This window comes from Hahella sp. CR1 (assembly GCF_029813005.1).
Taxonomy (GTDB): Bacteria; Pseudomonadota; Gammaproteobacteria; order Pseudomonadales; family Oleiphilaceae; genus Hahella.
The window spans coordinates 226043-243978 of record NZ_JAPELK010000011.1 but is presented as its reverse complement, the minus strand read 5'-3'; the positions used below and the strand labels follow the sequence as shown (position 1 = coordinate 243978).

Genomic DNA, 17936 nt, shown 5'->3' with positions numbered 1-17936 from the left:
GTCAGATCCCTGATCCTTGTGAATCTATATCAAATAGGCTGGGAAACATCCCGCCTCAGCCTTTTCTGTACCAGCTAAAGTCCATTTCACTCTCTCACCCAAACAGGGAAACTCTCTGTGAAGTTAAATCTTCTATGCCCGCACATTCATGCCGGCGTCGCCTATAGCCCCGGCGACTGTATTGAGGTCGATGCGGCCGCCGCCCGTTGGCTGATTGAGCTTGGCGTGGCTGAAGCCATCACATCGACGAAAGCGGCCCAGACCAAAGATCGCATTCCCCACCCAAAAGGAAATTAAACATGTCGTATTTCTCCGGCCAGGGGCGCGTCTATATCGGCGCGCGCGATCCCCTCGGCCATCCCTTGGGACTCAGCTACGTAGGCAACGTTCCTGAGTTGAAAGTGTCGCTGTCGGTGGAAACTCTGGAACATCAGGAGTCCGTCAGCGGACAACGACTGACGGATCTGCAGTTGATCAAAACCAAGAAAGGCGAATTCGCCTGCACATTGGAGGAGTTGATTCCTTCCAACTTGGCGTTAGGTCTTTATGGCGTCTCCACGGAGCAAACCGCCGGCACGGTGACCGCGGAGACGTTGCCGAATCCGCTGAATCCGGGCGAGCTATACCTGTTGGCGAAGCAGAATCTGTCCGAGGTGGTGATCAAAGACTCCGGCTCGCCAGCGAAAACCCTGGCGCAGGCGCAATACCGCGTGAACGCCAAACATGGCTCCCTGACAGTGCTCGATAAATCCGAGAATGGCCCCTTTGTCGAGCCCTTCAAGGTGGATTACAGCTACGGAACGGCGCAGAGCACCGCCATGTTCACCCAGCCGCTGCCCGAGCGCTGGATTCGCTTTGAGGGACTGAACACCGCCGACGGCAATCGCGAGGTCGTCATCGATCTGTACCGGGTGGCGATCAATCCCGCCAAAGAGTTATCGATCATTACCGACGAACTGATGAAATTCGAACTTTCCGGCCAGGTATTGGCGGACACGCTGAAGTCGGCGCAGGGCGACCTGGGTCAGTTCGGCCGTATTGTGTTGTTGTAGGAGGACGCGTGGATACATCGGAATGGGACGTACTGGCGCCGCCCGCACATACCCTGGATATCGCGGAAGAGACGCTCACGCTCTCGCCATTAACCTTGGGAGAACTGCCCGCATTGATTCGGGCCGTGCGGCCTTTTATCGCCCAATTGGGCAGCGAGCCGGACTGGTTGGCGTTGTTCTGCGACCACGCCGACTCGCTCCTGACGGCGTTGGCGATAGCGAGCCGGCAACCTGTAACCTGGGTGGAGGCGTTGGCGCTGGATGACGCCTTGAAATTAGCGACCGCGTTGTTCGAGGCGAACGCCGATTTTTTCATGCAAAGGGTGGCGCCGGGATTCGATCGGCTGGCGCAACGACTGGCCGCCCGATCACCTGGAGCGACGCCATCGCCCGTTTGATTCGCGCGGGCCACCGCTACCCGGATCTGCTCACGTACACCCCCACCCAAATCCAGACTTTTCTTATTGCGGATCAGCGTTATGAAAACGAACGGATGCTGGCGCATTTGACGGTGTTGAATATCGCGGCCCAGGGCGGCCCTGAGGATGTGAGTCGTTTGCGAGAGGTGTTACGCCTTGCGGATTGATCTGGTCGCGGATGGCCTGTTGGATCGGCGGAGATTTAACGCCTGGCGCAAAGAAAAGCGTCAAGCGGTGCATTCGGCGGTGGGCAAAGTCATGCGCGCTTCCGGCCGGGATATGGTGACGCGGGTGCGTGATGACATGCGTCGCGGTTTCTCACGCACGTCGCCGGCGCTGCTGCGTTCCGTGCGCGCCAAAGTGTATGACGCAAAATCAAACCAATTACCCGCCTTGTGGGTGGGGTCCAAGATTCCCTGGTTGGGTGTTCATGAGCGCGGCAAGGTGATACGGGGACGCATGTTGATCCCTTTGTTGCCCGCGCATCAACGCATCGGACGCAAGGCCTTCGCGCGTCTGGTGGACGACTTACGACGGGCGAATCTCACCGCCTTCGTTAAGCGTCACGGCAAACTGATTCTGATGGCGCACAGCACGCCAGAGTCGTCGCGGGTTTTATCTCGCTTTCGGCGCGCCGAGCGTGAGAGACTAGGCGTTCGTCGACTGACCCGCGGCGAAGCCATTCCGATCGCGGTCCTGGTCTCCAAAGTCACCTTGAAAAAGCGCTTCGACCTGCAGCAGTCAGTGCGCGCGGAACTGCCCCGATTGACCGCGTCGCTGCGCGTCATCCTTAAACGACTCTGACCATGGCTTCACCTCGAGCTCAAATCCTTATCTCCGCCGTCGATGATACCCGGCGCGCATTCACCTCCGTCAACGGCAGCCTCTCGCACCTTCGTGAACACGCCAATCAGCTAGGGGATCTGCTCTCCCGGCTGGGTGGATTGATCGGGCTTGGACTGGGCGTGCGCGAGCTGACGGAGACGGCCGACCAATATAAGAACCTGCAGGCGCGACTCAAGCTCGCCGTCACCTCGCAGGAAGAGTTCAATCGCGCCAATTCCGAACTCTACGCGATATCTCAACGCAACCGCGCGCCATTGGCGGAGACGGTCACGCTTTATGCGCGACTGGCGCCCTCCGTACGCGCTCTGGGGCGGGAGCAAAGCGAAGCCTTGGCGGTGACGGAGACAATCAGTCAGGCGGTCGCCTTATCCGGCGCCTCCAGCGAAGCCGCCGCCGGGGCGCTGCTGCAGTTGGGTCAGGCGTTTGCGTCAGGGCAGCTGCGCGGCGAGGAGTTTAACGCAGTCGTGGAGCAGACGCCGCGATTGGCGCAGGCGATTGCGGATGGCATGGGCGTTCCCATGGGCGCGCTGCGTGCTCTGGCGCAGGAAGGCAAGATCACCGCCAAGGCGGTCATGGATGCGCTGAAGCATGAAAAGGCGCGCTTGACGCTGGAAATGGCGAGCTTACCGGATACGGTGTCGGGCGCATTAGTGCGCTTGAAAAACGCCTTTCTACGCGCGTTTGGCGAGCGGGACTCCCATAGCGGCGTGACCGCCGCACTGGCCCGGAGTCTGCAGTTTCTGGCGCAGCATTTGGAGGCGTTGATCGATCTGGCCGGCGTGGCGCTGGTGGCCGCCATGGGACGCATGATCGCCTCTTTGACGGCGAGTCTTGCCGCCACCCGGGCGGAAAATGCGGCGCGACTGGCCAGTCTGAAAATACTGTCGGCGGAGGCGGCGGCCCGGCATCAGAGCGCGTTGGCGGCATTGGCCCAGGCCCGTGCGCAAGGCGTGGCGACCGCGGCCTTGGTCGCGGATGTGGCGAAAACCCGCACCCAGGCGATGGCGGCGTCTTCCGCCTTTGCTCAGGCGGCCGCCTCCGCCACGCTTTGGGGACGGGTTTTGACGGTACTGCGCGGCGCGCTGGCCTTGTTAGGCGGCCCCGTCGGCGCCTTTGTGACGGCCTTGGGCCTGGTGGCGGGCATGCTGTACTCCGCCCGTGACGCCACCGTTCAATTCGGCGGAAAGACCGCCACACTCAAGCAGATTGCAACGGCGACCTGGGACCTGGTGACGGAGAAAATCGGCGCCGCCATCGACGCCATAGCAGAGCTGGCCAGCGTCGGTGAAATCAGTTGGCGGCGCTTGCGAGAAGCGGCGGTTAGCGAATTACGCGAGCTCGGCGCAACGCTGCGGCGATCAGTGAATACGCTGCTGGGCGCCTTTACCGCAGTGGGACGGGTTGCAGGCGTGACCACGGGCTTTCTGGTGGCGCGTTTTCGAAGCGCGTTCTCCGATATCGGCGCACTGGCGAGCGCGTTGGCGAAAGACGTGGAAGCGGCGTTCCAAGGCGACTTTTCCATGCAGTCTCTGAAGACGACGATGATGCGTCAACTGGGCGAAGTGGGAGATTACGGACGCCAGGTCTCACGCGAACTCCATGAGGCGTTTTCACGGGATTATGTTGGCGAAGCCACGCAGGCGATCGCCTCACGCATTAAACCGGAAACCACTGAACCAGGCGTATTTGGACGCACCCAACCGGCCGGTGCGGCGCCGGGCGCAGAAGGCGCGCGGATGACCCTGGACCAAGCGCGCGCCGACGCGGAACTGCGCTTACTCAAAGATTCTTTGGCGCGGGAAAACGCCGAGTTGGATCGCGCACTGGCGGAACGTCAGCTGTCTTTGCGGGAGTATTACGCCGAAAAGACGCGGCTCGCACAGCGCGACATCGATGCGAACATCGAACGGGTGCGCACGGCGATACAGCGTCAGAAGGCATTGCTAAAGACGAGCCAGGACGTTGCTGGACGCGCCAAGGCGCAAGCGGATCTGGTGAAACTGGAAGCGGAGCTGACCCTACTCAATCGGCAGCGGGTGGATACGGAAGTCGCCAATGCGCGTCAGGCGGCGCAGGCGGAGAAAGAGCTCGGCGACGAGCTTGCGCGCGTCAAAGCCGAGTTAAGGGAATTAACGGGCGTCGCCGATAGCGCGGATAGACGCGCGCAAGTGGCCCAGCGATATCAGTCCCTGGTGGCGAGACTGCAGGCGGAAGGCGATCAGGAAGGCTCCGCCCTGGTGAACCGACTCATCGACGTGCAGGCGGCGGAGGCGGATTTGGCCGCCTGGGAGCAGCGCTTTAACCAGACCCTGACGAACATGAATGCCGCGGAGCAAGCCATTCAGTTGCAGCGGCAAGCGGGACAGTTGGGTGAGGCGCAGGCTCAACGCGAACTATTGGCGTTGCATCAGGCGACGGGAGAAGCGCTTACATCAATGCTGCCCAAGTTAGAGGCGGCGGCTTCCGCGATCGGGCCGGACGCATTGGCGCGGGTGCAGGCTTGGAAGAACGAAATCACCCGGGTTAATCAGGTCGTGGATGAGGTGGCGGTGTCCTTTGACGGCTCACTGCGCGACGGGATGGCGAATCTGTTTGAGTCGGTGGGCTCTGGAGCCAAGAGCGCCAGCGCCGCGTTTGCGGATTTTGGCCGTTCCGTACTGGGGACGATTCAACGCATGGCCTCGCAAAAACTGGCTGAGTCGTTGTTTGGCGGCCTGTTTGGCTCCGTCGGCTCAGCCAGTGGTCCCGGCGCGATGTTGTCTTCCTTGTTCAAAGGCTTTGCCCAAGGCGGCTATGTCAGCGGACCTGGAACGTCCACCAGCGACTCCATTCCTGCGCGCTTGTCCGCCGGGGAGTTCGTCGTCAATGCCGCCGCCGTACGCCGTGTCGGCGTGGGTTTATTGCACTCTATCAACGGCCTGTCCGCCGGTCCTCGCCTGCAGGGCGGCGCCCTGGGCTTCGCCAGCGGCGGTTTGGTTCCCACTGGCGCGCGTCCGTCGGCGAGCGCTGCGGCAGGGGCGCCCGGCGCGAATGGCGGCTCCGCTGTCCGCATCGTGAATGTCGTCGATCCGGCGATGGCGGCCGACTACCTCACATCCTCCTCTGGTGAAAAAACCATCCTGAATATTCTGCAACGCAACGCGGGCGCGGTGCGGCAATTATTAAGCTGAGACTTTTTTATGGCCTACGAATCCGGCACGGCGAGCGATTACATTGACTTGCTGATGCGTTTATACCAATTCGTGACGCAAACGATGACGCCCGTTGAACAGCGTTGGCGGGCGCTGCGTTGGATTGGGTATAAGCGCATTTTTTGCAGCAGTGAACTGGGCGGTTATGAGGCCTTCAGAGGCTTCGACGCGGACAGCGCCAGCGAATGGTTAACCGCGCAAAGTCAGGCGGCGCCGTCTCATTTGGGGCTGGAGCTGGTGCGCCCTCTGGAAGTGCGGGCCTTCACTCTAAGGGGGGCGGGCAAAGCCTCGCGCTCCCCCAAATCCTTCACCTTGGAAGGGTCGGACGATGGCGAGGTGTGGGTCGCTCAGGAAACCTGGAATGACCAGAGTTGGAGTAACGCGCAGTTTCGGGAATACAGCGTTAGTGCGCCAAGCATCGGCGCGAAGACCCATTGGCGCATCCTGATTCACGCCAATAACGGCGACTGGGGTTACAGCGGGCTGCGGGATTTTGATCTGCTGGAAACGCTGGAGACTTCCCGCATCAGCCATGGCGTCCCCGCGCAGTTGATTCTGCAGGGGCCAGGGCTGTCCGGTAAGGAAGCCGTCTTTGTTGGCGTGGAAACCTATGCGTCGCCAACCACCGATATCTACAACTGGCGTCTGATGGGTTTTTCGGGGTTCGTTGAGGCGAATGGTTTCAGCAAACAGCCCGGCGCGTCGCCCATGATGGGATTTCCCTTGTGGAATGCGGCGATGCCGTATTGGTTCGTCGCCAACGGCCAACGCATTGTCTGCGTGGTGAAAGTGGATACGTCGTACATGACGTTTTACCTGGGCAAGTTTCTCCCTTACGCCACACCGGGGCAGTTTCCTTATCCCTTGCTGGCCGCGGGTATGACTCCCACCGATGCATTGACCCGCTATTCGGATGGTTCGCTGGTTTTACCCTACAAAGGCAATCGCGCGAACTTCAAATTCCGCTTCATCGACGGCGAATGGCGTCAGCCAGAAAGCTGGCCCTGGAATAACAGCGTGATCACCCGCGACACGGAAGGCCATTATCCGCTCATGCCGATTGTGCTCAATGATCCCGCCAATACCTATGGCGAACTGGACGGCGTGTATTTCGTGCCGGGGTTCGCCAACGCGGTGGAAAGCACCGTTATTGCCGATGGCGTGGAGCATCTGGTGGTCCAGGATGTGTTTCGCACGGGCGTACGCGACTATTTTGCGCTGAGGCTGGCGTAATGGCGTATGAAACCGGTCAGGTCGGTTCTAACTCCGCGTTGAAGGACGCCATGATGCTGTTTGCCGAAGCCAATGGCTGGCGCATTCAGGGGGATTCGCTCAGTAAAGGCGTCAATCATGTGAGTCTGACATTGGCTGATCCCGACCAAGTGGTCATTGCCGGCGCCAACAGCGCGGATTTCAGCGTCGATCCTTGCCCGCAAAAGGCGCGTATCTGGCTGCCCAGCTCCGCGTGGCCCGCCACTTATCATTTGTTCGCCCATGAGTCGCCCGACCTGATGCTCTGTGTCGTGAATTACTCCGTGTCCCGGCATCAGTGGATAGCTTTTGGCAACATTCAGAAGTATGGCGCCTGGGAGGGCGGCAATTGGTTTGCGGCGTCTCACTGCATGGCCGCCAAATCGACGAACGGGTTCTATTTCACGCCAACGCAGGCGGGAGAAGGCCAATACCGGGCGGGCTATTGGCGCTCACCGGCGGCGCCGTTTTGGAACACCCGCAATACAGACTCCTATTCCAATGGCTTTCAACACTATCGGGCGAGTTTCCTGCACTGTCGGGTGGACGGGAATATCTGGCCTGGCGCGAATGCCAACAATACGATCTGGCCGTCTTTTCCTCAATACGCGCATCCCATTCAGATGCGGCAGCCCAACAGTTGGAGCCAGCAATCGGTGATGACGCCGATGTGGTTATGGCTGCCGCGCTCAGACGGCTACATTTCACTGTTAGGGCATTTGGAGCACTGGCGCAGCCTGCGGCTCAATTACTACAACGCCGGGGATATTCTCACGTTAGGGGGCGAGCGCTGGAAAGTGTTCCCCTGGTGGGAAAAAGACATACAGAGCCCTAATGGCTCCTACGGCAGCTCTGCGGGGTCGCGTCTGTCGACGGGCACCTTTGGTTTCGCCGTACGCTATGACGGCCCCTGACCATGACGGCTGTAGAAGGTTTTATCCCCGCGTCCTGTAGCGCCGTATGGAACAACCCACGCCTGGCGCAGGCCATGGAGCATCTCGCGCTGCCTGCCTGGCCGCCCGACGTGAGCGCCATCAACAGCCCTGCGTCGACACGCTCCCAACTCAAAGCCGCCACGTTTACGCCGCGAATCCCCCGAGAAGGGGCGATCGCCGGAAGCTTTGGCGTGGACTGGTATCACCGGGTGCATGTTCTGCCTGAGCGCATTGACCTGGGCAGCGTGGCTTCGGTGCAGATGCGTGAGATAGAAGTCTGGAATGCGCACATGCAGCCCCAGACGCTCAACTCCGTGGCGCGCGAAGCCGCCGAAGGCATGACGCTGACCGGGCCGGCTTCGCCTCCGACGCAGTTTGGCGCCTTGGAGTCGCGCCGCTATTCGTTGTCCGTGGCGCCCAACGGACCTCCACAGGTGGAGGCGCAATTTCGGTTTCTATTTAGCTCGGATACGCCCACGTTAGGGGTGACAGGACGACGCATTGTCGGCTGGACGCTATCGCCGGACTGGACTGAACCGGTGATTGAACGGCTGGAGTGGCTCACTGACGTGATGCGCTCCCACTCTGGCGTGGAACAGCGAGTCAGAGTGCGGGCGCATCCTCGACGCATGCTGGAATACCGAGTGTTGGCAGGTGTGGATCGCCCCCGTGTGATGATGGAGAACCTGCTTATCTCTTGGCAAGCGCGCGTCTACGGACTGCCATGGTGGATAGACGCCACCGTTGCCGCAACCCCCATCGCCGCTGGCGTCCAGACGCTTTCCGTCGATACGTCGCACCGTGATTATGCGGTCGGCGGCTTACTGACGCTCGTACACGATTTGCGTGCGGAGTTTGCGGAGATCGCTGCGGTCGAGCCAAACCAATTGCACCTTAAACGACCCCTGGAGCAAAGCTGGCCCGCTGGAACCCGAATAGCGCCGGTACACTCCGCTCGTGTGGGGAGTAACCAGAATCTGTCCTACGTGACCGACGCCATTGTCGCCGCCAAAACTCAGTTTCGGTTGGAGGAAGAATGCGCGCTGATTGCGATGACGGAAGAGCCTGACTACCTGGGTTATCCCGTGCTAAGTGTCCCGCCAAATTGGCGCGATGATTTGGACGCCTCGATAATGCGAGACCTTCGGGAGTTGGATTATCTGACCGGACGCCGAGTGGTGGACGATCTGACTGGGGTCGATCGCCGCCGGCGCGTCCATCGTTGGCTGTTGGCGGGACGTCCCGCCATTGCGGATTTCAGGCGCTGGCTGGCGGCCCGGGCTGGGCGTTTGAAACCGTTCTGGCTCCCCAGCTTTCAATCAGACATCGCCGTCGTCGCGCCATTTGGAGCGCAGGATGCGGCCTGGACCATCGATAACAGAGGTTACGCCGCAGGCCCCGCCGCCTGGGCGGGACGGCGTGACCTGCTTATTCAGACAGTTTCTGGAGAGCGCTTCTATCGCCGTATTACCGGCGCCTCTGAGGTGGACGCGCAGCGTGAGCTGATTTCGCTGGATCAACCGCTTGGCGTTTCTCTCTCCCCCGCGGATATCGCCCGAATTTCTTTTATGACGCTCATGCGCCTGGATGCTGACGCCGTCGAAATTTCCCACCATACCGATGCGCTGGCGGAAGTCAGCTTGCCCTTAATGAGTTTACGGGACGATCTATGAGTTACGCAGACCGAGAGACGTCGACGGACGAAGCCTGTCCGGTCGAGCTCTATGAGTTTCGCCGGGGCACGCGCGTCTGGCGTTATACCAGCGCCGCTAGGGATGAACGCTTTAACGCGTTTGTCTATTCCGCTATCGCACTTAAGCGCGGCGTGATAGAGCGCAGCGCGCAAAGCGGACGCGCAGGTTTTCGCGTCACCCTGCCTCGGGATGTGGCGGTGGCTCAAGCGTTTATTTCCACGCCGCCTTCTGAAGTGACGTTGTTGACCGTATACCGACGGCATCGGGATGACTCAGAGACGGTTCCCGTGTGGATGGGACGGGTGCTGAATGCGGAATGGCGCAGCTCTGAAGTGGAGTTCAATTGCGAGCCTGTCTATACCAGTTTGCAACGAACGGGCTTGCGTCGTCTGTATCAACGCAATTGTCCTCATGCGCTCTATGGCGCGGCCTGCAGCGCCAGTCCCACGGCGCATCGCATTAAGGGGAATGTGATGGCCCTGGAAGGCCCTGTCATTCACGTCGCCGCAGCGGCTGACTATGCGGACGGCTATTTCGCGGGAGGATTCGCCACCTGGTCCTCCGAGGGACTGACGGAAAAGCGCATGATCGTCGGCCAGAGCGGCGACGCGATCACGCTGTCCACAGCGCCGCCGGGTCTTCGCGTTAGCGCGGCGGTAATGCTGTATCCAGGCTGCGACCACACGTTGACGACCTGTGAGGCCAAGTTCGGCAATAGCCTGAACTACGGCGGCTTTCCCTTTATTCCCTCCAAGAATCCCTTCGGCGGCAGCCCAATTTACTGAGGACCTTTCATGCCTTGGATGCAAATCGTTGTGTGGATTGTCGCCACACTGGTTCAGTACGCGCTGGCGCCCAAACCGCCGCAACCGCCGGCGGCGGAGTTAAAGGACTTAGATGCGCCCACCGCCGACGAGGGGCGTCCCATTCCCGTGGTGTTTGGGACAGTGCTGGTGCGCAGCGCCAATGTGGTCTGGTACGGCGATTTGCGCACCACGCCTATCAAATCCAAAGGCGGTAAGAAATGATGTCGCTGACGGTCACTCACGCCGATATGCGGGCGCTGGGCTATTGCAATCGCGGCGGCCGCGCCTGGTTCGCTCGCCATGGGTTGGACTGGTCCCGGTTTTTGGAAGCGGGGGTTCCGGCGCGGACATTGCTGGCCACCGGCGACGTCATGGCGCAAGCGGTCGTGGCGCAGGCGCAAACACGCCGAGACGAGGAACAGGATGGGCGGTAGCAGTAAGTCGGTCACTGTTGGGTATCGCTACTACCTCGGAATGCACTTGGCGATCTGCCACGGTCCGGTGGACGCCCTTACCGAAATTCTGGTCGGCGATCGCCAAGCCTGGAAAGGCGACCTCAAGCGTAGTGGGCGACTTCAGCTCAACGAGAAAGAGTTATTTGGCGGAGACAAGCGTGAGGGCGGCGTCTATGGCTCCGTGGATGTGGCGTTTGGAGAAGAGACGCAACAACCCAATGACTACCTTAAAGCCGTCCAGGGAGACCCTCAGCCCGCTTACCGCGGATTGTTCAGTCTCATTCTGAGGCAGGTCTGCCTCGCCGCCAACAATCCCTATATCAAACCCTGGGCGGTGCGGGTGAAGCGTTGCTTTAGGGCCTGGTATCCCGACAAAGCGGAAATCGATGGCGCCGCCAACCCCGCCCACATCCTTTACGAGTGTCTGACCAACCCCGTATGGGGCATGGGATATCCCGCCATCAGTCTGGATGACGGAGGTTTTCGGGAGGCGGCTGATGCGTTGTATCAGGAAGGCTTCGGGTTAAGCCTGATCTGGTCGCAGCAAAGTAAAATCGAGCAGTTTGTGAAAGAGGTGCTGGATCATATTGGCGGCGTTCTGACGACCTCTCCCACCAATGGGCGCTTCGTGCTGAAGCTGGTGCGGGCCAACTATGCGCAGTCAGCCTTACCGGTTTTTGGTCCGAACACTGTGATCGAGCTGGAGAGCTTTCAGCGAGCGGCCTGGGGAGAAACCACCAACGAGCTGGTGCTGATCTATACCGATCCCGAGAGTTTCAAGGAAACCAGTGTGACGGTGCAGGACCTGGCCAATATCCAGGCCCAGGGCGCAGTGGTGTCCCAGACCCGACGATACCCAGGCATTACATCGGATGTGCTGGCGTCCCGGGTGGCCATGCGCGACTTAACCGCCGTCTCAACGCCCCTGGCGAAGGTCCGTCTCAAGGTAAACCGCAATGGATGGCGGTTGGCGCCGGGAGATGTGTTTATCCTCACCTGGCCGGCATTAGGCATTGAGTCTCTGGTATTACGCATCGCCGCCATCGATGGCGGAACCCTGACCCAGGGCGCGATTCATATTGAAGCGGTTGAAGACGTGTTTGGCCTACCTGCCGCCAGTTACACCTCCGCTCAGCCAACGGGATGGAGCGATCCTGTGCCGGCGCCATCAGCCTCCCCATATCGACGCTTGGTGGAAGCGCCATACTGGGACCTTGTAAGGTCGTTAAAGCCTGCAGACCTGGAGTATCTGGAGCCGTCTGATGGTTATCTGCAGACGTTGGCGGTGCGTCCCTCATCCGGGGCGCTCAATTATGAGCTGCACAGTAAGTCGCATACCGCGCCCCATTACCAACGGCGTGATCAGGGGGAGTTCTGTCCCTCCGCAGTATTGGCCGATGAGATTGGCCCTCAAGTAAAGACGACCGTGATGGTCATAGAAGAGCGCGATCTCGACTTGGTGGAGGTTGGCGGGTACGCCTATTTGAACGATGAAGTCGTGGCGGTGACTGCGATGGACCTGTCGCAGCGCAGTCTCACCCTGTCGCGTGGCGTGCTCGATACGGTACCCGTGGCGCATCCTGCAGGCAGTCGTCTTTGGTTTGCCGATGGGTTTCAGGGCGTGGACGCTACGGAATACGCCGCTGGCGAAAAGGTGGATGCACGCTTGCTGACCGTGACCGGAAAAGGAACCCTGGCGCTGGATTCCGCGCCTGTCGAGTTCTTATCGATGAATCGGCGTCAGAACCGACCTTATCCACCAGGCAATCTGAAAGTTAACGGCGTCGCCTATCCTGACGTCATCACCGGGGCCTTAACGGTCTCGTGGGCGCATCGTGATCGACACACGCAAACGGTGGAATTAACGTCTCAAAGCATGGGGAATATCGGGCCTGAGCCGGGCGTGACTTACACCTTGGAAATTTATAGCGAAACCAAGCGCCGGATTCTCTCCGTTCCCTCTCTGCAGGAAACCTCTCTGACTTATTCAATAGAGCAGGAAATAACAGATACCGGACTGGGGCGTCCCAACGGGCGTCTATTCATCGTTTTAGAAGCCACGCGGAATGGGCTCGCCAGTTGGCAAAAACACAGCATCAGTGTCGAGCGCGCGGGGTATGGCCTTAACTATGACCAATATTATGGAGGGCATTAATGTCTGCACGTACTGATCCCAATCTTGGATTGAACTACGGTTGGAGCACGGGGGAATCGGGATGGGCTGCGGGGATGGACGCTAACCTTAAACGCCTGGGCGCGCTGGTGAGCTTATCCGTCAAGGGGCGACACCTGAGCGCTCCGTCTGCTACGGCTCAGGACGGCGATCGTTATCTGATTCCCGTCAACGCGACTGGGGAATGGAAAGACAAGGCCGGCCAGGTCGCCGTCCGTATTCAAAACGCCTGGGACTATTACACGCCTAAAACGGGCTGGCTGTGCTTTGTGGAAGAGGAAGCCAGGCTTTGCGCTTATACAGGAACGGATTGGAGCGTCGGCATCTCGCTCTGACGCCGACAGCGTCCTATCCCATTTAAGAAAACGATCTAAACTTTCTTTGGAGTTCCCTAATGACGGAGACGAATCTCTCTGTGCCCGAAGATATCCTGCTGTTGCGGCGGGAAGAACTGGACGAACTACTCGATCATGCTGCGGAAAAAGGCGCCTTGCGCGTGTTATCTCATCTTGGCTTGGAGAACGGTCATGCCGCTCGCGACATCAGAGAACTACGAGACTTGCTTGAAGCTTGGCGCGATGCTCGACGCACTGCCTGGCGCACGTTGGTGAAAGCCATGACGACCGGGCTGTTAGCGGCATTTTTGGTCGGTGCGGCGATTAAGTTGAAACTGTTTCAGTCTTGATCGCGCAAGGAGCAAACGATGATTGAGGCAATGATGATCCGAGATGAAATTCACTCGGGGTGTATTCTCAGTACGCTGACAGTGAAAGGGGCGACGTTTCAGATCCTCGAGCGGCCCTGGTTGGATAACCGGCCGAAGGTGAGCTGTATTCCTGCCGGCGTTTACGATGCAACGTTTATGGAGCGTTCCAGCAGCGGCAAGTACAAGAACGTGTACTGGCTGCAGGATGTGCCAGATAGAACCGGCATCCTGATTCACAATGGCAATATTGTCACCCACACGCAAGGATGCCTTCTGATTGGCGATCGCCGTGGCTGGCTCTCTGGTAAACCCGCCGTCCTCAACTCTCGCTCAGCCCTTCATGCTTTCACCGAATTACTGAATAAAGAGCCACTGCGGCTGACAATTCAAGGGGAACACTAATGCTGGAAGGATTGCTGGCGCTGTTCTCCTCCTCAGGGTTAGGCGCGTTGGTGGGTATGTTTGGCAGCTGGTTAACCAAACGAGAAGAACGCAAGGATCAACAGTTCAGGCTCACCTATGAGCTGAAAATGGCCACGCTTCGAAAACAGGAAGCAGAGCTTCAATACAACCATGAACTGGCGCTGGCGGACAAACAAATTCTAAGAGCGGACACGGAAGGAAGGATAAACCGAGATATCGCGGAGACTGCTGCCTTCAAGGATGGGCTAAAAGAGCAAAGCCAAACTTATGGGATGTGGTTTGTGGACGCTATCCGGGGCCTGATGCGGCCTCTGATTACTGTCTATCTGCTTGTTCTAGCGACGTTTGTCACCCTTAATATCAGTAGTCATCTCGGTGGCGTTGGCGCGCTGAGCCCGGTCGAGTTAATGATCCTGTACAAAGAGGCCATCGCACAGATGTTATTTCTGACCACGACGGCCGTTACTTGGTGGTTTGGATCAAGACCAAGCAGCATACGAGGAAAAGCGCTTTGAACAAATGTCATCAGCAACAAATGGCGTCTTACGTTAGCTCGGCTTGACTATGCATATACGGCGTTGCGGAAATGCGTGAATATTCATACTTTAAATTGCAATAATTGTTCTTGAAGCTTCTTACCAAGAAGGGTCAAGTTGCGAACCGCTTGTTCTGTTTGCTTCGTTCCTTTCACATTTTCGTTGCTTGCTGACCGGATACTTTCCATCGCTTGGGCAACTTGATCTACGCCTGCGAGTTGTTGTTGGCTGGAAGCGGCAATTTGTAGGGCTGCGCCAGATGATTCTTCAATGCTTTTCGCCAGGGCTTTGATTGAGTTATCAGATAACAGAACTTGCGAATAGCCACCTTCCACAGCTTTACTGCTTTGTTCTGCGACAATAACGGCTTTGCTCAATGCTTTCTGTATGTCATTAAGAATCGTTCTGGCTTGTGTGGTTGCTCGCTTAGATTGATCCGCAAGCATCTTCACTTCTTGCGCAACGACGGAGAAACCTCTTCCTTGCTCTCCTGATTTGGCTGCCTCGATGGATGCATTAACGCCAAGTAAGTTAGTTTGCTCCGCCAAATCATCCACTGTCGTAACGATTTCTGCAATCGCTTGGCTTTGTTCGCTCAGACGTAAGATGCTTTCCGCAACGGCATGCATTTGTTCTCTTATCGATTGCATCTCTTTCAGCATTGAAGCAATGGCTTCTTGGCCTTCTTTGGATGTTAGTAATGTTCTAGGTGCAGTATCGTTGACCTTTGTTGCCTTTTGGCTGGTGACTACAGCTGTTTGTTTTATTTCCTCAATAGTCGCAGTAATCTCGCTTATTGATGTCGCTGTTTCCTGCGCACTGGTGGATACCTGTGTGGCTGATGACAGAATTTCTTGATTAGCCTCGCTGAGTATTGATACTCCGCTTTGTAATTCGCTAGCTAACCGACGCAGGTTTCTTACCATTGATGAGAAGGCTAGTCCTAGCTCGTCCAGCTCTGATACGGGAACAACCTCAATCGTCAAATCTCCTTCGGCGATAAGGGAGGATTTATGCGCAAGCCTTTTAAGATAATGAACCATGTTAATAAAGGCATTGCCAAGCTGGTCCGTACTTGAGACCGGAGAGACATCTATTGCGAGATCTCCATTTGCAATTTTTTCAGATTTTTTTGCGAGGTTTTGAAGATATAATGACATGCGTTGAAAAGCTTGGCTAAGCAGTCCAACCTCATCCTGACGATCATCAAACTTAGGTTTTCCTGAAAGATTACCACATGCAATTTCATTGGCCCAAGCTGTTAACTGTGCAAGGGGAAGAGCAACCAAGTTTGAGGTGAGCCTGATTTGAAACAGAATAATCACGATTATTAACACAACAGCGATAGCCATAGACCGTTGATAGTCATTAACTAGTTGCCTTGCGTCGAGCAAGCTTTTCTGAGCGTTTTCTGTTTCGAGTGCAGTTAGTTCATTGGAAAGTTGACGTATTTGATCTATTTTTACTGCAATTATTCCCTTTCCTAGATTATTTGCTTCGTCAAATGCGCCACTTTCTAAGTAAGGGAACTCTTGTTCTATCCTAATCTGATGAACTTCATCCAATAGTTCGTGAATCCGTTGAACTATATTGTGCATTTTTGAGTTATCTTTCACGCGACTGCTAAGACTCGATAAGAATGTCTTATTTTTCTCTCTGACTTCAAAAAGATTTTTCTTTACTTCGTCTATTCTGTTTGTGTCTTCAGCTAACAATAGCTGAAGAATATCTCCTCTTAATGAGTTGATGTCGATTCGCATATCTCGAATTTTAACCACTTCCGCGAATTCTTTATTAAATATATCTTCTTGTGAATTTTGTATTTTTATTATTTCGAAATACGAAAATATCAATGCAATAAAAAACAATGCTGCTATTGACCCATATCCTATAAACAGCTTGCTTGATGTCATTAAATTTTTATACCAAGCCATAGCTATCTCCTTTTTTATTTTATATTCCTTAAATTCTTTCTAATAACGGGCATTGTTCTAACAACGGCAAGTGGCGATTTTTTCACTCCTGCCGCTAATGATTACCATTAATAATGGTTTTTTGCATGGTAGTGTCATGCCTGAAGTCCCACAATGAGGTAGTATGGCCCAACTTTAGAGAATTTTCTTGTCGACTCATCGTTTGAGGCAGTCCAACCTGAGGCCGTGTCTTTCAAGCGTAAATACCAGTACAACTAGAGAAGCGCCGACCGCTCCTTATAATTCATGCTTGATGCTGGAAAATTCCTGAAGAAATAAAAGTGTAAAGTTTTTTAAGGACAGGGTGTTTAAACTCAAAAATAAATGTTGTGAATTTTTAATAAATCATTCAGCTGGTTGCCATATCTTTTGAAAAATCTGTCACGTATTTTGGTTGAAATCATTAAAAAGCAGTGTCAATAGCTTTTACAAGTAATCTGGTTTTTCAATGAGCCAAAAAACGTGACACATTGAATCCATTCATTAATTTTTACTTGGCATGTGTAATGCCTTCGGATTGCTCGCTGTACCTCGATCTTCTTTTACCACATTTATAAAAGGAGTTGGTATGAACGCCATAATAAAACAAGCCCTTGCAGTGTTTTCTCTCTGCACTGCCGCAGTTAGCGTGCAGGCTGTGACTATCATGGATGGCTATAATGGCGCGGGTCTTTCTTATAACGGTGATGTATTGGGCAATCCAGACGTATACCAAATCACCCATATGGAAGTGACTTTCGATAGCAGTAATCTATACGTCTCTATCTTTACAAACTTTTTTGAAGGCGCTGATTCCCTTGGCTATAAGTACGGTGATTTGTTCATAAGCACCAATGGCTGGCATCCTAATGGTACAGCCTCTAACCGCTATGGAACCGATGATGTAAGTAACGGTGAGCACTGGGAGTATGCGCTGGATACAAGTACAAGCGACCTATACAAGTTATCAGCGGTCGATTACTTAGATCAGTTAGTTTTATCTGGACCTGGAACCAATCTACGGCATAACCAAGAAGTGAGCGTTAACACATCCAAGTCGACAAAGGTTGCAGCTGAAACATCGAGCGCAGACCTAAGCGGCGTAAGCCATACTGTTGGAACGCTTGGGGTTATCTCTTATACGCTTGCTCTGGCGGATATAGGAATTACAAACCTAAGCGTGCCGACCGCTCTGGGGTTTCGTTGGTCTGCTACCTGCGCCAATGATGTTATAGAAGGTGGACTGAGCGTTCCGGAGCCAGGGGTCATGGCCCTGTTAATGTTGGGGCTGATTAGTTTAGGGCTTTCCCGCCGCTAGGAGGAGCTGAAGCCCCCGATAATAAAAGTTGATGACGTATGAAATTATAGTGTGAGTCTTAATATTCGGGTGTATGATTAGTACACAGATCTATAGCTTTTAGGGTTCAGATAGGAGTATAGCGTTCATAGCTGTGCTCCTTGCTCTTAACTCCCTGATGATAGGGGGGGAAAGGTATG

Annotated in this window: 19 protein-coding genes; 18 read left to right on the top strand and 1 reads right to left on the bottom strand. The window is 55.9% G+C overall.

What is annotated here, in order from left to right; translation table 11 throughout:
• The first annotated feature begins 117 nt into the window (after positions 1-117).
• Genes ONV78_RS24255 through ONV78_RS24175 form a run of 17 tightly spaced genes read left to right on the top strand, consistent with a single transcriptional unit; the run spans position 118 to position 14466 of the window.
• Positions 118-297, top strand: a complete 180-nt coding sequence (locus ONV78_RS24255; RefSeq protein WP_279507028.1) for a hypothetical protein — start codon at positions 118-120, stop codon at positions 295-297.
• Positions 298-299: 2 nt separating this feature from the next.
• Positions 300-1052, top strand: a complete 753-nt coding sequence (locus ONV78_RS24250; protein ID WP_279507027.1) for a hypothetical protein — start codon at positions 300-302, stop codon at positions 1050-1052.
• A gap of 8 nt (positions 1053-1060) precedes the next feature.
• The gene (locus ONV78_RS24245) at positions 1061-1450 is read left to right on the top strand and encodes a DUF6631 family protein (RefSeq protein ID WP_279507026.1); all 390 of its coding nucleotides are present in this window, start codon (positions 1061-1063) and stop codon (positions 1448-1450) included.
• Positions 1447-1638, top strand: coding sequence for a hypothetical protein (locus ONV78_RS24240; RefSeq protein ID WP_279507025.1), 192 nt, complete (start codon positions 1447-1449; stop codon positions 1636-1638). The genes ONV78_RS24245 and ONV78_RS24240 overlap by 4 nt, the downstream gene beginning before the upstream one ends.
• Positions 1628-2275 carry a DUF6441 family protein gene (locus ONV78_RS24235; protein WP_279507024.1) on the top strand — a complete coding sequence of 216 codons (648 nt, stop codon included), beginning with the start codon at positions 1628-1630 and terminating at the stop codon, positions 2273-2275. The genes ONV78_RS24240 and ONV78_RS24235 overlap by 11 nt, the downstream gene beginning before the upstream one ends.
• Positions 2276-2277: 2 nt before the next feature.
• A complete protein-coding gene (locus tag ONV78_RS24230) occupies positions 2278-5487 on the top strand; it encodes a tape measure protein (protein WP_279507023.1) in 3210 nt (1069 codons plus the stop codon).
• Positions 5488-5496: 9 nt separating this feature from the next.
• Entirely contained in the window at positions 5497-6741 is a 1245-nt protein-coding gene (locus ONV78_RS24225) for a hypothetical protein (protein ID WP_279507022.1), read from the top strand.
• A complete protein-coding gene (locus tag ONV78_RS24220) occupies positions 6741-7673 on the top strand; it encodes a hypothetical protein (RefSeq protein ID WP_279507021.1) in 933 nt (310 codons plus the stop codon). The genes ONV78_RS24225 and ONV78_RS24220 overlap by 1 nt, the downstream gene beginning before the upstream one ends.
• 2 nt (positions 7674-7675) lie before the next feature.
• Positions 7676-9367: a hypothetical protein gene (locus ONV78_RS24215; protein WP_279507020.1), complete on the top strand. Its 1692-nt coding sequence runs from the start codon at positions 7676-7678 to the stop codon at positions 9365-9367.
• Entirely contained in the window at positions 9364-10173 is an 810-nt protein-coding gene (locus ONV78_RS24210) for a phage BR0599 family protein (protein WP_279507019.1), read from the top strand. The genes ONV78_RS24215 and ONV78_RS24210 overlap by 4 nt, the downstream gene beginning before the upstream one ends.
• A 9-nt stretch (positions 10174-10182) precedes the next feature.
• A complete protein-coding gene (locus ONV78_RS24205; protein ID WP_011399368.1) occupies positions 10183-10416 on the top strand; it encodes a hypothetical protein in 234 nt (77 codons plus the stop codon).
• Positions 10413-10628 carry a hypothetical protein gene (locus ONV78_RS24200; protein WP_279507018.1) on the top strand — a complete coding sequence of 72 codons (216 nt, stop codon included), beginning with the start codon at positions 10413-10415 and terminating at the stop codon, positions 10626-10628. Before ONV78_RS24205 ends, ONV78_RS24200 begins: the two co-directional genes overlap by 4 nt.
• Positions 10618-12804 carry a phage tail protein gene (locus ONV78_RS24195; RefSeq protein WP_279507016.1) on the top strand — a complete coding sequence of 729 codons (2187 nt, stop codon included), beginning with the start codon at positions 10618-10620 and terminating at the stop codon, positions 12802-12804. The genes ONV78_RS24200 and ONV78_RS24195 overlap by 11 nt, the downstream gene beginning before the upstream one ends.
• The gene (locus tag ONV78_RS24190; RefSeq protein WP_279507015.1) at positions 12804-13157 is read left to right on the top strand and encodes a DUF2793 domain-containing protein; all 354 of its coding nucleotides are present in this window, start codon (positions 12804-12806) and stop codon (positions 13155-13157) included. The genes ONV78_RS24195 and ONV78_RS24190 overlap by 1 nt, the downstream gene beginning before the upstream one ends.
• 59 nt (positions 13158-13216) lie before the next feature.
• Positions 13217-13507 carry a DUF6127 family protein gene (locus tag ONV78_RS24185; protein WP_011399364.1) on the top strand — a complete coding sequence of 97 codons (291 nt, stop codon included), beginning with the start codon at positions 13217-13219 and terminating at the stop codon, positions 13505-13507.
• A gap of 18 nt (positions 13508-13525) precedes the next feature.
• On the top strand, positions 13526-13930 hold the full coding sequence (locus ONV78_RS24180) for a DUF5675 family protein (RefSeq protein ID WP_279507014.1): 405 nt from the start codon (positions 13526-13528) through the stop codon (positions 13928-13930).
• Positions 13930-14466 carry a hypothetical protein gene (locus ONV78_RS24175; protein WP_279507013.1) on the top strand — a complete coding sequence of 179 codons (537 nt, stop codon included), beginning with the start codon at positions 13930-13932 and terminating at the stop codon, positions 14464-14466. The genes ONV78_RS24180 and ONV78_RS24175 overlap by 1 nt, the downstream gene beginning before the upstream one ends.
• An 83-nt stretch (positions 14467-14549) precedes the next feature.
• Here ONV78_RS24175 and ONV78_RS24170 read toward each other — a convergent pair whose 3' ends face one another.
• Complete coding sequence (locus ONV78_RS24170) at positions 14550-16421, bottom strand: methyl-accepting chemotaxis protein (protein WP_279507011.1); 1872 nt, start codon at positions 16419-16421, stop codon at positions 14550-14552.
• 607 nt (positions 16422-17028) lie between these two features.
• On the opposite strand from ONV78_RS24170, the gene ONV78_RS24165 reads away from it, so the two are divergent.
• Positions 17029-17757, top strand: coding sequence for a PEP-CTERM sorting domain-containing protein (locus ONV78_RS24165; RefSeq protein ID WP_279507009.1), 729 nt, complete (start codon positions 17029-17031; stop codon positions 17755-17757).
• Positions 17758-17936: the final 179 nt, after the last annotated feature.

What these genes read in the sequence shown, in the direction of transcription:
- ONV78_RS24250 (WP_279507027.1), top strand. Translation starts at nt 300, where the DNA reads ATGTCGTATTTCTCCGGCCAGGGGCGCGTCTATATCGGCGCGCGCGAT.
- ONV78_RS24230 (WP_279507023.1), top strand. Translation starts at nt 2,278, where the DNA reads ATGGCTTCACCTCGAGCTCAAATCCTTATCTCCGCCGTCGATGATACC.
- ONV78_RS24225 (WP_279507022.1), top strand. Translation starts at nt 5,497, where the DNA reads ATGGCCTACGAATCCGGCACGGCGAGCGATTACATTGACTTGCTGATG.
- ONV78_RS24220 (WP_279507021.1), top strand. Translation starts at nt 6,741, where the DNA reads ATGGCGTATGAAACCGGTCAGGTCGGTTCTAACTCCGCGTTGAAGGAC.
- ONV78_RS24215 (WP_279507020.1), top strand. Translation starts at nt 7,676, where the DNA reads ATGACGGCTGTAGAAGGTTTTATCCCCGCGTCCTGTAGCGCCGTATGG.
- ONV78_RS24210 (WP_279507019.1), top strand. Translation starts at nt 9,364, where the DNA reads ATGAGTTACGCAGACCGAGAGACGTCGACGGACGAAGCCTGTCCGGTC.
- ONV78_RS24205 (WP_011399368.1), top strand. Translation starts at nt 10,183, where the DNA reads ATGCCTTGGATGCAAATCGTTGTGTGGATTGTCGCCACACTGGTTCAG.
- ONV78_RS24200 (WP_279507018.1), top strand. Translation starts at nt 10,413, where the DNA reads ATGATGTCGCTGACGGTCACTCACGCCGATATGCGGGCGCTGGGCTAT.
- ONV78_RS24195 (WP_279507016.1), top strand. Translation starts at nt 10,618, where the DNA reads ATGGGCGGTAGCAGTAAGTCGGTCACTGTTGGGTATCGCTACTACCTC.
- ONV78_RS24190 (WP_279507015.1), top strand. Translation starts at nt 12,804, where the DNA reads ATGTCTGCACGTACTGATCCCAATCTTGGATTGAACTACGGTTGGAGC.
- ONV78_RS24185 (WP_011399364.1), top strand. Translation starts at nt 13,217, where the DNA reads ATGACGGAGACGAATCTCTCTGTGCCCGAAGATATCCTGCTGTTGCGG.
- ONV78_RS24180 (WP_279507014.1), top strand. Translation starts at nt 13,526, where the DNA reads ATGATTGAGGCAATGATGATCCGAGATGAAATTCACTCGGGGTGTATT.
- ONV78_RS24175 (WP_279507013.1), top strand. Translation starts at nt 13,930, where the DNA reads ATGCTGGAAGGATTGCTGGCGCTGTTCTCCTCCTCAGGGTTAGGCGCG.
- ONV78_RS24170 (WP_279507011.1), bottom strand. Translation starts at nt 16,421, where the DNA reads ATGGCTTGGTATAAAAATTTAATGACATCAAGCAAGCTGTTTATAGGA.
- ONV78_RS24165 (WP_279507009.1), top strand. Translation starts at nt 17,029, where the DNA reads ATGAACGCCATAATAAAACAAGCCCTTGCAGTGTTTTCTCTCTGCACT.